At 35.4% G+C, this 14,861-nt stretch carries 11 protein-coding genes and 1 pseudogene; 10 read left to right on the top strand and 2 right to left on the bottom strand.

Going from position 1 to position 14,861, the window contains the following annotated elements; genetic code table 11:
- The first annotated feature begins 16 nt into the window (after positions 1-16).
- Positions 17-1,198 carry a NupC/NupG family nucleoside CNT transporter gene (locus tag ACGLYD_RS09255; RefSeq protein WP_399632569.1) on the top strand — a complete coding sequence of 394 codons (1,182 nt, stop codon included), beginning with the start codon at positions 17-19 and terminating at the stop codon, positions 1,196-1,198.
- Between the two features lie 297 nt (positions 1,199-1,495).
- Here ACGLYD_RS09255 and ACGLYD_RS09250 read toward each other — a convergent pair whose 3' ends face one another.
- Entirely contained in the window at positions 1,496-2,326 is an 831-nt protein-coding gene (locus tag ACGLYD_RS09250; protein ID WP_067209827.1) for a squalene/phytoene synthase family protein, read from the bottom strand.
- A gap of 888 nt (positions 2,327-3,214) precedes the next feature.
- Here ACGLYD_RS09250 and ACGLYD_RS09245 point away from each other — a divergent pair.
- The 4 genes from ACGLYD_RS09245 (at position 3,215) to ACGLYD_RS09230 (ending at position 6,780) form a co-directional block, all read left to right on the top strand.
- Positions 3,215-3,709 (top strand): GNAT family N-acetyltransferase, encoded by a 495-nt coding sequence (locus tag ACGLYD_RS09245; protein WP_399632567.1) that lies wholly within the window; start codon positions 3,215-3,217, stop codon positions 3,707-3,709.
- Between the two features lie 217 nt (positions 3,710-3,926).
- Positions 3,927-4,472, top strand: a complete 546-nt coding sequence (locus ACGLYD_RS09240; protein ID WP_342538404.1) for a helicase — start codon at positions 3,927-3,929, stop codon at positions 4,470-4,472.
- Between the two features lie 462 nt (positions 4,473-4,934).
- On the top strand, positions 4,935-5,708 hold the full coding sequence (locus ACGLYD_RS09235; RefSeq protein WP_342538403.1) for an SDR family oxidoreductase: 774 nt from the start codon (positions 4,935-4,937) through the stop codon (positions 5,706-5,708).
- Between the two features lie 298 nt (positions 5,709-6,006).
- Entirely contained in the window at positions 6,007-6,780 is a 774-nt protein-coding gene (locus ACGLYD_RS09230) for a GNAT family N-acetyltransferase (protein ID WP_399632563.1), read from the top strand.
- 418 nt (positions 6,781-7,198) lie between these two features.
- Here the strand turns inward: ACGLYD_RS09230 and ACGLYD_RS09225 are convergent.
- Positions 7,199-7,768 (bottom strand): annotated as a pseudogene (locus tag ACGLYD_RS09225) (ATP-binding domain-containing protein); the annotation flags it as partial.
- 165 nt (positions 7,769-7,933) lie between these two features.
- On the opposite strand from ACGLYD_RS09225, the gene ACGLYD_RS09220 reads away from it, so the two are divergent.
- The 5 genes from ACGLYD_RS09220 (at position 7,934) to ACGLYD_RS09200 (ending at position 14,835) form a co-directional block, all read left to right on the top strand.
- Positions 7,934-8,491, top strand: coding sequence for a cysteine hydrolase family protein (locus tag ACGLYD_RS09220; RefSeq protein WP_399632560.1), 558 nt, complete (start codon positions 7,934-7,936; stop codon positions 8,489-8,491).
- Positions 8,492-8,879: 388 nt separating this feature from the next.
- Entirely contained in the window at positions 8,880-9,296 is a 417-nt protein-coding gene (locus tag ACGLYD_RS09215; protein WP_399632559.1) for a VOC family protein, read from the top strand.
- Between the two features lie 1,592 nt (positions 9,297-10,888).
- Complete coding sequence (locus tag ACGLYD_RS09210; protein WP_342538401.1) at positions 10,889-13,117, top strand: YcdB/YcdC domain-containing protein; 2,229 nt, start codon at positions 10,889-10,891, stop codon at positions 13,115-13,117.
- A gap of 280 nt (positions 13,118-13,397) precedes the next feature.
- Complete coding sequence (locus ACGLYD_RS09205; RefSeq protein ID WP_067209777.1) at positions 13,398-14,339, top strand: thymidylate synthase; 942 nt, start codon at positions 13,398-13,400, stop codon at positions 14,337-14,339.
- A 16-nt stretch (positions 14,340-14,355) separates the two neighbouring features.
- Positions 14,356-14,835: a dihydrofolate reductase gene (locus tag ACGLYD_RS09200; protein ID WP_067209774.1), complete on the top strand. Its 480-nt coding sequence runs from the start codon at positions 14,356-14,358 to the stop codon at positions 14,833-14,835.
- Positions 14,836-14,861: the final 26 nt, after the last annotated feature.

Genomic DNA, 14,861 nt, shown 5'->3' with positions numbered 1-14,861 from the left:
AAAGGGGATGATTTACATGAAATTTCTATTCTTAATAACAGGGATATTACTTGTTTTTTTTATTGCGTTTATATTTAGTAATGATAGAAAAAAGATAAAATATAAACGTATTCTGATTATGTTAGCTGTACAAATCGTTGTAGTTTATTTCATGATGAATACTAGTATAGGTCTTATTGCTATTACCAGTGTTGGTAAGTTTTTTGAGAAACTGTTAGCTATTGCTGATACAGGAATTCAATTTGTATTTGGTGGTATCGTGAATGAAGGTGAAATATCTTTTATATTTGTAGCGTTATTACCTCTAGTATTCTTATCGGTCCTAATAGGTATACTAAACTATATCAAATTATTACCTTACATTATCAAATATCTAGGTTTATTTTTAAGTAAAATAACTGGAATGGGTAAACTTGAAAGCTATTTTGCAGTATCTACTGCAATACTTGGACAACCAGAAGTATTTTTGACAATTATTAGACAAATACCTCATTTATCTTCAAAAAGACTTTATACAATTTGTACTTCCGCGATGAGTGCAGTAAGTATGGCAATGGTTGGAGCTTATATGACGATGTTAGAGCCGAAATATGTTGTAACTGCTGTTGTTTTAAATATTTTTAGTGCACTCATAATTGCAAATATTATTAATCCGTATGATTTAGAAAGTGATGATGAATTAATTCAAGTGGATGAAGATGAGAGAGTTCCTTTCTTCCAAATGGTTGGAGATAGCGTAATGGATGGTTTTAAACTCGTAGTTACCGTTGCTGCTATGCTATTAGGGTTTATTGCTTTGATGGAATTAATTAATGTGATTTTTCTCGGCGTATTTCAAGTCTCATTCCAAACAGTTATTGGTTATATCTTTGCACCAATCGCTTTCTTGATGGGTGTGCCATGGGCAGAAGCTGTACAAGCGGGTGGAATTATGGCTACAAAACTTGTTACTAATGAATTTGTTGCAATGTTGAGTTTTGGTGAAATTTCTTCAAATCTTTCTGATAAAACAGTGGCAATTGTATCGGTTTATTTGGTTAGTTTTGCAAACTTTGGAACTGTTGGTATTGTTGCTGGCTCAATCAAATCAATTAGTGAAAAACAAGGTCATTATGTTTCGAAATTTGCTTTAAAACTGTTATTAGGTGCAACACTAGCCTCTGTAATTTCGGCTACTATCATTGGTATTGTTTTGTGATTATATAAAAGGGAATATGTGTGCATTGATGGATTCCTATGGTTTTAAAATTCGTCAACTATTGTCATTTCCAAATAGACAGAAGAAAGGGAGGAAGAATTCAGCTGTATAATGTGGTTGATTTCTTTTTTTATAATTCTGCTCTTTGCTTTTAAAAGAGGGGGGATTTAGTATTTAGATTAATGCTTACACAAAAAGCATAAGTGGCCTAATGGCTAATCAAAAAGACGACTGCGCATTCAAAATTCGAATGTACAGTCGTCTTTTTTCGAAAGTCATTAAAAACACTGAAACAATCTAAACGTGTTTTTGATCATTAATAATCTCGTCCACAGTGGATTCTACTTCTGTACGTGACATTTTTTCTTTACCATTTTTTAATGTTTTTAAAGTGCTTTTTGCTAAGGCAAGTGGAATTTTACAGAACAACAAAATGTTTTTTGTGTCAATCGATTCTATATATTCATCTGCTTTATTCAAATTCGCTGTTGCATAGGCAAACATATCGTTTCTATCCCAACCATCGGGTATAAAACGGACGCCGCGATCAGCATCTTCATCTTGATTGCGTAGCATATTGACAGCTTGCAAGCCTCGGCCATAGCCAATCGCTAAGTCTCGATCCGTTATCGTACCGTCATACAACTCCCATATATCAGATAACATAATGCCAACTAAGCCAGCTACATAATATGTATACTCATCTAAATCTTCTTTCGTTTTTACAACCCAGTCTTTTTCTACCCAACGGGCCATACCATCGGCCATAATACTTGTTGACTCTTTAACCTTGTCAATAATACTTTCCGGGCATACGGAAAGCCAATCACCCAGTCTTAACGTAACCTCTGGTAAAAGATTCTCGTAGGGCTTTAAGAGTTGTTGATAGGCTACGTCATCAAAATCTGTCTGTAAAAGTTTACTAGTAGAACGCAACAAGTGCTGCTTAGTTTCAGCTTCTAAGTCCTCGTGATCTTCAATTTCATCAATCGCACGCATACATAAATAGGCAGAGCCGACCGTCTTTCTTAATGTCGGATTGAGCAGCTTAATTGGAATATAAAAGGTTCTACTTGTTAGCTTTAGTACATGCATAGCTTCTTTTTGTAATTTAGCTTCATTACTCATTGAGATTATCCCCCTTCAACCTATGGCAGTGTTAGTAGATTAATTAGCATGTTTACGCTTTTTGTTGACTTGTCATTATAACTTTGAACGCAGGCTGAATAACTGAAACTCAAGGTACCTACAGTGTTAACTAGTTAGATGAAAAAAACTGATTTTTAAGGGAACGTTAAATAACAATCCTAGAACGTTCCAAATATACCCTATTTCTAGGAGCAGCTGAAAATAATAGTTATACTTCATTTAATCATAATTAGCTGAAAAACGGAAGTCACTAAAGTCACTAAAGCCACTTAATATGAGATAATGGGTGAAAAATTATTGTGTTGTAGTGATTAATTTAATAACGCGCCAAACTGTTGCGAGAATATAATATTTGAAAAAGAGGAGTCATCGTTAATAACAGGATTATATGAATTACATTAACCAGTAAGTGACCTGAAAAATCCAATTTTATTTTATCGGAAATTAGGGTTAGAGATAGCATATAAACAAGGGGAATTAGCGCATTTCTGGATTGACACTGGAGAAAGCTGGCTTGGTTAATGGGAAAGTGACAAAGTTGAGGTATCTTATCACCGTTCTATACGACATATCGCATTTCGCGTAGACAAAGAGGATACTATACAAGAACTGGTTGAATGAAAAAGGAATAGCTATTCGTAATGCATTTGGATTTAATGAACAACGTCAACCACTAGTATCCTTATGCACATGCTGCAATCTATTTTGATGATCCAGATGTTAATTCTTTCGAGTTAATCTCTTCAAAGTAAATGCAATTAATAGAGGGGAATACTGTTTTTTGTTGAAGTTAGGTATGATTAGCTTGGGAGTGCAACCTATGCAAGAATTTATATAACCTATGGTTTGTTGAGGGGGAGAAAAGTAATGATAATTAGAGAAATAAAAACTTCAGATGCAGAAAAGTTTGTCTATCTTACTCAGCAAGTCGAGGGAAGTTCTGAATATATGCTCTGGGAAGCAGGAGAAAGAAATATTCAACCCGAACAACAAGAAAAAATCATTGAGAGTATCGAGGAAAACGAGACTTCTACTATATTTGTTGCTGAAACTGACAATGTGTTAGTGGGGTACTTGATGGCTATTGGCAGTAATGCAAGAAGAAAACACTCTGCCTATATTGTTATTGGAATAGTTGAGAATTATAGAGGACAAGGAGTGGGAAGAAAGTTATTTAAAGAGTTGGAACAATGGGCATCTAACCATAATATACATCGTTTAGAACTGACAGTAGTGGCTAGGAATGAAGCAGGTTTAGCATTATATAAAAAAATAGGATTTGAAATAGAGGGAACAAAAAAACATTCTTTATTTATTGAAGATGAATTTGTTGATGAATTCTATATGGCAAAACTATTATAATGCTCTCCCTTGTGCGGCCAGGCCTAGGTCGTATCATATAGCGGGTGGGATTCCCATCGAGAAAGAACTAGCCATTCACTCGTAGCGAGTCTTGGAGGGCTTCTGGTTACAGTAGCCCTTAAGCGTAGACAGTTAGGTGTTTAACTTGTGTCCAACAATCGGTCCATTTAAAGGAATATATTTATGTGTAATGGAAGACTCAGAAGGGGGACAATAAATGAACATCAAAAATAAGGAAATATATCCTGATTGTCTGTCCATCACAAGAACGGTAGAAGTGGGTGGTCTTACTAAATCGCAACTAATGCAGAAAATGCAACAACATTCTATTTTGATGAATGAATTAGGAGAAAAGCTATTCACAGATGATTATTTTACCACTTCTGCTAAAACGTTCTCTTTAGAGACAGTTGAGCTCACTATACGTGACCTTGGTTTACCGAAGGGAGACACTTTAACCAAAATCTACGAAAGAGCAAATCACCTTGGTTTAGAATTGTGTCCGTTAGAGCTTGGACCTTATCTGAGACTCGGATATCTGGATCAACCTGAAGGCAAATCTTCTCAGCAACACCAAGCCCCTAACGGATCCATCACAGTATCCTCGGAGACACTTAACAATGAAGAAAATTTCCCTAAAGGGTTCTATCTCAGACGCATTAAAGGAGACCTATGGTTGCGTGGATACATTGCTGATGAGCAGCACGTATGGGACCCAGATGATCACTTTGTCTTTGTTAAACAATCGGGTGCGATTGTTTAACATGCGTCTCTTTTTTTTCTTGTTCAACTCCCATAAGAATTATAAAACGCTCAAAAACTATGAAATTGTATAACAAAAGAAACTCTGAAAAAGCTTTTATTAAAAATGGCTGAGCCTTCAGAATGATTATATTGAGATGGTAGGAAATCAGGATTCAACCCCATTCTTCCTGGGATAAAGGCATGGCTGGTGTAATAACCAGAGTGGGGTTAATCTCCCATAAGGGTTACTCGGTGTGAATGCGACATTATGTAATGCACCATGGTTGTTGGGGTCAGATTAACGGATGGGCTCAATGGTACGATAGTAAATCGACCTTATTCGTCAGACGTAGTATCCAATACCTGTTCTACCCACATATTCATCCTCTCAGGTGTACCGCTGATTTTGCACTACATGTATGGCTAACGGGGCATGGTAGAGAAGTATTTAAATTTAATATTGTAGTGGAGGAATGTTTTAATGAACCAAATAATAGGGGGAATTGCTATTGTTACGGGTGTAAGCCGCCTAAAAGGGATTGGAGCGGCTATTTGTAAAGAGCTAGCTGAAGCGGGCTATCATATATTTTTTACCTATTGGACAGACTATGACAAAAAAATGCCTTGGAGTATTGATTTAAATGAGCCAATGATATTAAAAGAAGAATTAATAAAAAAAGGTGTTAAGGTATCAAGTATGGAGTTGGATTTAACTCAATATGATGCACCTGAACAACTTTTAAGTAGAGTTTCTGAACAACTTGGTTATCCCGATATCTTGATAAATAACGCAGCATATTCAACTAATAACGATTTTTCTAATATAACTGGCGAAGAATTAGATAAACATTATATGGTAAATGTTCGTGCGACGACACTATTAAGTAGTAAATTTGCCCAAAAATTTGATAAGAAATCTGGTGGAAGGATAGTCAATATTACTTCAGGTCAATTTCAAGGACCGATGCCTGGTGAATTAGCATATGCAACAACAAAGGGAGCCGTCGATGCTTTAACTATCACATTGTCGGCCGAACTAGCCCCTTTGGGAATAACGGTCAATGCAATAAATCCAGGTCCAACTGATACAGGGTGGATGACAGAGGAGATAAAAAGTGAATTAACACCGATGTTCCCTTTTGGTAGAATTGGTGAACCGAAAGATGTAGCAAAAATGATTAAATTTCTAGTGAGCGACGAAGCAGATTGGATTACAGGTCAGATTATACACTCGGAAGGTGGATTTAAAAGGTAATTAAACTAAAAGCTTTGATTCTAGAACCATATTACTGTATTTAATTTCAATGTATATCAAATTAAGTACTATTCATTAATTGGTGCTTTATTGGAAGATCGTTGAGTTGCAATGCTACTCTTTTTTCTTGTTCAACTAAAGGTCGAGTTTATTTTAATAAGTTATTACTTTTTCATATTAATATTAATCTTTATCTGAAAAATGTGATGAATGTTAGAGAGGATTCACATTAAATAAATAATTAATGATATCATTGTCGTAAAGATTGAATATTTTATATATAGAGAGAAGGAATTGAATGATTTATGAATTAAGTAATGATTTGAGAAAAAAGTTAATCCCAATGTTCGATGGTATGGATAGCACTATTATTCTTTCATGTCTTCAAGGGCATATGGGAACCGCGTGGGTTGACGATCTTGAAAATCCTACAGTTGCTCAAGTAACAGTGGGGATTTTTGTTTTTTTTGCTGGAAATCCTTATACAAAGATAGCGGAAGAACTTCTATATAATCTGTCGGAGTATAGTCTTGCTATTGTTAATACTGAAGAATGGAAAAATCGTATCGAAACAATACATAAAGGTTCAATAGAGAAGTTTCAACGGTATAAATTTAACAAAAACCCAGAACACCTTGATAAAACTCACATACAGAAATTATTAACTCCATTACCAGAGGGATATGAACTGAAAAAAATAGATGCGACGATAGCAAAAGAACCATCTTTGCATGAGCTATCAGAAGACTTTATAGCTCAGTTTAATTCGATAGATGATTTTATAGACCGAGGTGTAGGTTTTGCTATTTTGAAGGAGGGACAAGTGGTATGTGGAGCAACATCATTTAGCATTTATAATGATGGAATTGAGATTGAAATTGCTACACATCCACAACATAGGAGAAAAGGCTTGGCAATAATAACAGCCTCTGCGTTGATATTAGACTGTCTAGAGAGAGGAATATATCCAAGTTGGGATGGAGCCAATAATGAATCTGTTAAATTAGCTGAAAAACTTGGATCCATTTTTAAAGAGTCATATGATACGTACTTTATTGATTATATAAAGTAACCCCGATCATTTTTTATATGGATTTTAAAACCATAAAATTTAAAGATCCAATTTAGTCCATGGGCTCAATACCATTGTGCAGGATAATACTTAAACTAACTAATGCGTTTCTACAATAAGTAGAGGCGTACTTTTATAGTTGTAGAAGGAGATAAGGTTAGTTCCGTTAAAATATAGTAAACCTAATATGGACCCACTAATAGGAAGGAAAGATTCAAAGTGAATATTGAGTACACGCGATATCGAGTGAAACAAGGTAAAACAGAAAATGTAAATGAGTGATTAGCTTTTTTGAACGAACATCTTGAAGATGTACAGGTTACCCTTGAAGACGAGAAAATGTACATTTTTAAATTCGGCAATTAAGTTGTGGGGCTGTTAATTGCCCAAAGTGTTTATCGTTAAAATTACGACTAATTCAAGCTTGGATAAAATTTTCTTGCAAAACGTTTCGCAAGAATGGGCTCGGTTTACCTACACTGTATAGCTGTAAAAAATGCATAGCCCTGGTGCAGGCTGTGTAAAAAACTCTACGCAGGGTCTCATCACCATATACTAGCTCAGATGCGTCATAAATGATGACAGCGTCGAATTCGATACCTTTGGATAAATACGACGGTATGACAATAACTCCTTTTTCATATTCAATGGAGCCGTTCTTCAAGAGCATAATTTCATTAATGTTAGACAGGGCTTCATATGCACTTTAACTATCCTTAGCTGATTTGCATATTATGGCAATACTATTATAGCCAAGATCTCGTAAATCCACGACTTTTGATGCGATGTTGCGGTGGAGTTCTGTGTGATCGAGCAATTGTGTCAGCGCGGGTAGCTCGCCGTCGCGTTCGAAAGGGATAATCCGTTAGCCGTTAGGTACTAGTCTGCGTGTAAATTCGATAATTTGTTTTGTGGATTGGTAGTTGCGTGTGATGTAAATCACTTCCGTTTCAATCTGTCCGTATAAGCTCATAAGTGTGTGGAAATCATCCATTTATTATTAAAAGAAATTGTGCTAAAATTAAATCATCTAAGGATTTTGAAAGCTAATTCAAGAGTAGATATTATGACTAATAACAAAAAATACTAAGAGGTATACGTCTAAAAAAAATTATTTTATTGCGTTACCTGACACTTGAAAGGGGAAAAACATTTGAATCAAGCAGTGTTAATTATTGATGCTCAACAAGAATTAATTGATGGGAATCAAGTAGAAAGTGCAGTTTTTAATAAAGAGCAACTTATTAGGAATATAAATTTTCTGATCGAAAAAGCATGGGAATCTGATGTTCCAGTTGTCTTTGTTAGGGATTTAGATGTTGCTGAAGGTAAAGGTAAAGGGTTTCAAGTTCACGATGAAATTAATGTGCCTACTGATACAAAGTTTTTCGATAAGACTGCAACTAACTCCTTCTATGGGACAGGACTTCTCAATCATTTAAGATTGCAAGAGGTTGAACATATTGTTATTATGGGTTGTAAAACACAACACTGTATAGATAGTGCAGTCAGAACAGCAACTATTAATGGTTTTGATGTTACATTAGTTGGTGATGCCCATTCAACAATAGACAGTGGTTTTTTAAGTGCAGAACAAATAATAAAGCACCATAATGAAACACTTCATGGTCATTACAATGTTGAACACTTTTCAATTGTGAGAAATGCAAAGGAAGACTTGTTTCATCCAAGTCATGATTCATATAGATAATTTAAGAGTGCAATAAGGAAATGTTTGCCAGTAATTGAAAATATTGAGATTAATATCCCGATTCCTTGGCATAGTAACTAAGGAATCGGGATATTTTAATGAAAATGAGTTTGAAACAAATTGTAACTTCTAAGTGAATTCAACTAAGTATGTGAATTGGTGCACTTAAACTAATGAGTGCATTACTCGGACAATTATACTGTATCTTTACTTCTTCCAGTAAAGATACAGTATAATTAAATGTGGGATTAGAAGGGGATTTCATTTTATATTAAAACTAGTGCCCAAATAATTATAATAGAAATATATTAAACTTGGATGATAATAAATTCAACTTAAATAGAATAAGTCTTTATTAAGGATAATAATATTGAACGGAGGAAGTAAATTGGAATATGTTTTAGATCATGTTGGAATAGCTGTTAGAAGTATTGATGATGCTCTTCCCTTTTATCTTAATGTGTTAAATGGATTAGTAGAGGACCGTTATACAAGTGATACACCTGGCGTTGAAGTGCACGTTGCTGTTGTCAGAACTAATGATAAAGTAATTGAATTACTCGCACCAACCAACAAGAACTCTCCAATGGCTAGGTTTATAAAGCAACGGGGAAAAGGAGTGCATCATATTGCATATCGAGTTGACGATTTGGACAAAGCAATACTCGAGGCAAGTGAAAATGGAGTTCGTTTTCTAGAGGACACATTACGTACTAATGCACGTGGAAGAAGACTCATTTATATTAATCCCGCCTCAACTGATGGAACATTAATTGAACTTTGTAGCTATTCTACGAAAACTTAATTAGTAGAAACAATATCTAATGATTTGTATGTTCCATCTAAAGTGATGGATATTTGGTGGACGAGGAGTATATTTTTGTTAAACAAATAGTATTAGTTGCGGGATTATAGATAGCCACCTAAAATTCCTTCTATTGATGAGCAGATCTTATTTCATAAATATTATTGATACAGAAGTAGGACTATTCAAGATGTGAAATCATGGCTTTTAATCCTGATCAAAGACATTCAAGAATTTTGAGACAAAGGAGATGTAAAATGGACCTATGGATTATAATTAAACAAAGTTATGTATTTATTTCTATTTTTATAATCATAATGCTTCTAAGCTTATTAATAATAGGTTCCATTTGGAAAAAACGTGTCAACATCCCTAAATCGTTAGCTGCACTAACAATAATAATTTTCGGATTATTAATAATCTTTTCGTTATTTTCATTGATTTTTATAATTTCTTTTGGATATAATTCTTAATAAAAAATACTTCAGCAGCTCCCATAACGGATGTGATGTCTACTATTACACGAATGTAGCATTTAAGCTTAAAAGGTCGATTGCTTATCAGGGAAGTCGATCTTTCTGATTTGGTTATCTTGTACTCAAGCATCTTTTTCAATTGGTGCAAACATACTTAATATTTATTACCTAATCTACTGTTTCATAGTCTGGCCTTCTAGCACAACCTCGAAAAATCATTACAAGAATGATTCAACTTTCTGATGTCAATCCCCTTTAAGCACTCAAAACCAGTTCCACTAACAGTTCAATAATGATCTTGAACAGTTACATAAGAGTAGTACTTGTAGAAAATTAATTACAATACCTTCTAATAAATAGTCTCTTATCGCCTTTAGATTTATTGGTAAATCTTCGATGTTTTTTTTGATTTTTGACGAGAATAGTATATGAACAATCTCGTCCCGCAACCAACCGATCATATAACACTGGGACCAATCATACCCCGTAGCCAACCGATCATATAACGCCGGGACCGATCATACCTCGCAGCCAACCGATCATATAACGCCGGGACCGATCATACCTCGCAGCCAACCGATCATATAACACTGGGACCAATCATACCTCGCAGCTGACCGATCATATAACGCCGGGACCGATCATACCTCGTAGCCAACCGATCATATAACGCCGGGACCAATCATGCCCCACAGCTAACCGATCATATATCACTGGGACCAATCATACCCCGTAGCCAACAGATCATATAACATCCAGGACCAATCATATCCCGCAAATAAGAATAAGAAGAACATTATTGCATACCTGGGTCATTCTAATTGTCAAATAGGTGGGAAAAATAGGTATATTATATTAGTAGCAATCATAAAATAAATTTAATTGTTTAAAATCAACAATAGAAATGGAGGATTGAATAATTTTAATACAAGCTGTGCGCAAAGGGGGGAATTGTTCAGATATTATTTTAATAATGGTTAATTACTCCTGAAACTTCGGTACTGTTTAAAGAAGTGTAGGGATATTTTAATAAAGAGTAAATGAAATGCGGAATTAATTAACAATTAATGGAGTTAGATGTACGATTTAGGGACTACTGATATTAGGAGGGTTATATTGGTTAATTTAAAGAAAATTGGTATTGTATTAAGCTCTTCTGCTTTATCTTTTGGAATGTTTGCGTCTGTTGCCGGTGCTTCAACCACAGTGGGTGGGCAGCCTGGAAAAGTACAAATTCAGGTTGCTTCAACAGAAACAGTTTTCACAAAAGACGATTTAATAAAGAGGTTTAATGAGTTTTTTCCTAATCGGTTTGACTTCTTAACGAAAAGTGATTTTCAAATGGGTGGCAGTCACTTTTATCCTAATGACGATAAGTTACGTTATGATTTAGTGTTCACTAAGACAATTAATGGTAAGCAGTTATATGGTAGTGTTGTATTTGTTGGAGAGGAATTAGAAATTGAGCAATTTTACTATCAACCGTCTAATGAAGCAGAAGCGTTATTTCCCGCAAAGACCTCAAAGGAAGAGGCTAGAAAAATAGCAGTTGATTTTGTTGGGGAATTTATTGATGGAGAGAATTATCAATTAGAAACAGATCCCTTCAACTACTTTCCACAACAAATATTAACAGAACCAATTCGGTACTCATTCTCATTTTCTCGTACTAAAAATCAAATATCCATTTCTGATCAAAGAATAGAAGTATCTGTTCTTGGAAATGGTGAAGTCGTTAATTTTTACAGAGATTCTAAGAAGTTGGACTCATCAACTTATGATGATATAAAACAAATAAAAGATAAAAATGAAACTTTAGAGAAAGTAAAAGGAAATCTTTCAGTCGATTTGCAATATCAAATTAATCATGATTATCAAACGGGTGATCGCAGTGTTCAACTTGTTTACCAACCAACAACAAAGTTGCGTGGAGTTCATGCTTCTTCAGGTAAGTGGTTAACTGCAAACGGGTACTCAGCAGATTTACCTGAGGAGACAAAGATTGTAAAGGTTATAGCTAACCCACTACCGCCAAAACAAGATGGAATGACTTTAGAGGGTGCAAAGAAAATTGCAGAGCAATTCCTTAAAATTAATTCTGAAAAGGTTAAATTAAGTATTCAATCTATCGATGAGATAGAAAACTATAATGGACAGGCAGTAATTAGTATTCAGTACATGTATAATTATGAGAATGGCGGACACGGAACAAGTATGGAAATAAGTAAAAATACCGGAGAAATTATTCAATATAATGATATAACAAGCCAGATTTTAGAGCAAATTGGAGAGAAACCTAAAAAGGACTCACTTTCTAGTAAGGAAGCCCTTGCGCAAGCAGTAAAATATGTGAAAGAATGGGCTCCTTCCTCTCTGCACAACTATGCTATGCCTGTAGAAGAACCCTATTTTGAAGAGAGACTAGGTGCCTATCAATTCAATTTCCCTAGAATTAAGAATGGCATTGTTGTGATAGGTGATCAAATTAATGTTGGCATAGCAGCTGATGGCTCCTTAAATAGCATTAATGTCAATTATCAAGAAGTTGAACAATGGCCAACGATTAATAAAGTGATTTCTGAGGAAGAAGCAATAGTTCTATTGAAAAAGGCACTTAGTCTAAAACTTACCTATATGAAACAAGAGAAAAGTGAAGACGAAAATCATTATGATTTAGTATATTTACCTGTATTTAACGAAAATCCGTTTAGTTATTTAAATGCCAACACGGGAGAATGGAATAGTCTGTTTGGTGAGAAAAATTCATCTGTTATTTCACATCCTTGGGCAGAAGAGGAACTTAATTATCTTATCAATGCTAAAGTCTTAGAGATAAAAGATAGTAAAGATTTTAATGGGGATGCCTCAGTATCAAAAGGAGAAGCACTAAAAGTCATCATGAATTCACTCACTTATATTTATTACGGTGGTTATTATTCTGAAAAAGAAAACAAAAACCAAACTTTTGAGAATATAGACCCGAAACATCCGTTATATCAATCGATTGAACGAGCAGTTGAAATGGGCATTATTAAGCCGGATAGTCAAAGTTTTTCACTTGATTCTCCAATCAAAAGGGATGAATTAGCAGCTTGGTATATACGCGTTCTAGGACTTGAACAAGCAGCTAAAGATAATAGTATTTATAAACTTAGTTTTGCTGATGCAAATAAAGTCCAAACAGAATACATTGGTCATGTTGCCTTGGCGAACTCATTAGGGTTGTTAAAGACAGAACAAAATCAATTTAATCCTGATAGAGAAGCGACATACGCAGAATTGGCAGTTTCAATTATTCGTCTTGCTCACAAAATGACTGAAAAAGGCAGAGGCTTGGGTTATTAAAATATAGCCATCTAGGCCTCGCAATGTGATTTTTTATAACCCCTTTACCATTGGAGTTCTCAAATGGTAAAGGGGTTTAGTTTGTGCTAGAAGTTTACTTGAGTAAATATTCATATAAGTGTAATGAACAATGGGGTAATCCAAGAGTCTTCTCGTTATCAAGGACGAAAAACACAGTTCTGACATGGTTATTTAGAATAACCACGCCAGCGCTGTGTTTTTTATTATGATAGCTAGATCATATTTGATATACTGAACACTAGCGCAAGGAGGCTTTTTAATGAAACAGTATTTAGAATTATGTAAACACGTTCTTGAAACAGGTGAAAAAAAAGAAGATCGCACAGGGACAGGGACAATCAGTGTCTTTGGTTATCAGATGCGCTTCGATTTAAATGAAGGATTTCCCCTTATGACAACGAAAAAAACGGCTTTCCGTCTTATTTCATCTGAATTGTTATGGTTCTTAAAAGGCGATACGAATGTCAAAACGCTTATTGAAGATCGAAATCCTATCTGGGATGAATGGGCTTTTGAACAATGGGTGACAAGTTCCGAATATAGTGGTCCAGATATGAGAGACTTCGGACGTCGCGCTGCAAAAGAACCAGAATTTGCGGCTGTCTATAAAGTTGAAATGGATGCATTCAAAAAACGCGTAGTGGAAGATGAAGAATTTGCTGCGACATACGCAGATCTTGGACCGGTATATGGTAAACAGTGGCGATCATGGTCAAATGGAGAACAATCGATTGATCAAATTGCCAATTTAATTGAAGGCATCAAAAACAATCCCGATTCCCGCAGGCATATTGTTACTGCATGGAACCCTTCTGAAGTCGAAGATATGGCTTTGCCACCGTGTCATGCGTTGTTCCAATTTTATGTAGCAGATGGAAAGCTATCATGCCAGCTTTACCAGCGAAGTGCGGACATCTTCCTTGGCGTACCATTTAATATTGCATCCTATGCACTTCTGGTTCATTTGATTGCACATGAATGCGAACTTGGTGTTGGCGAATTCGTCCATACATTGGGGGATGCTCATATTTACGCGAATCATGTCAATCAAGTGAATGAGCAATTGACTCGGGAACCGCGAACTCTTCCGACATTAAAATTGAATATTGAAGGCAAATCGATTTTTGAATTAGAAACGCAAGACATCGAACTTGAAAATTATGAACCACATCCAAAAATCAAAGCACCAATTGCTGTCTAAAGAAAGGTGGATTTCCATGATTTCACTACTTGTAGCCCATGATCCGAACCGGGTCATTGGTATGAACAACGATTTGCCTTGGCATATTCCAGAGGACCTTGCTTACTTTAAAAAGGTGTCTATGGGAAAAGCGATGGTAATGGGACGTAAAACGTTTGAGTCAATCGGTAGACCTTTACCTGGGCGGCTTAGCATTATCGTTACACGAAATGAAGCATATACAGCTGAGGGTGCTGTTGTCGTACACAATCTAAATGATGCGATTGCAAGAGCAGAAGAGTATGCAGATGAAGTGATGATTATCGGTGGTGCGGAAATATTCCATGCGGCACTAGTAATAGCGGATCGCCTCTACATTACGTATATTCAAAAACAATACGAAGGGGATACTTTTTTTCCTTCATATGGCCCTGAATGGAAGCTCATATCGTCTACGCAAGAACACAGTACAGAAGATGAAATTCCGTATTCATTTCTCATGTACGAAAAGGAATAACTAAAGCGGATGCGACTAGAGGTTTT

Origin of the sequence: Sporosarcina sp. SG10008, from assembly GCF_044569405.1 — a bacterium.
Classification (GTDB): Bacteria; Bacillota; Bacilli; order Bacillales_A; family Planococcaceae; genus Sporosarcina; species Sporosarcina psychrophila.
The sequence above is the reverse complement of the archived record's forward strand: the minus strand, read 5'-3'. Positions and strand labels throughout refer to the sequence as shown.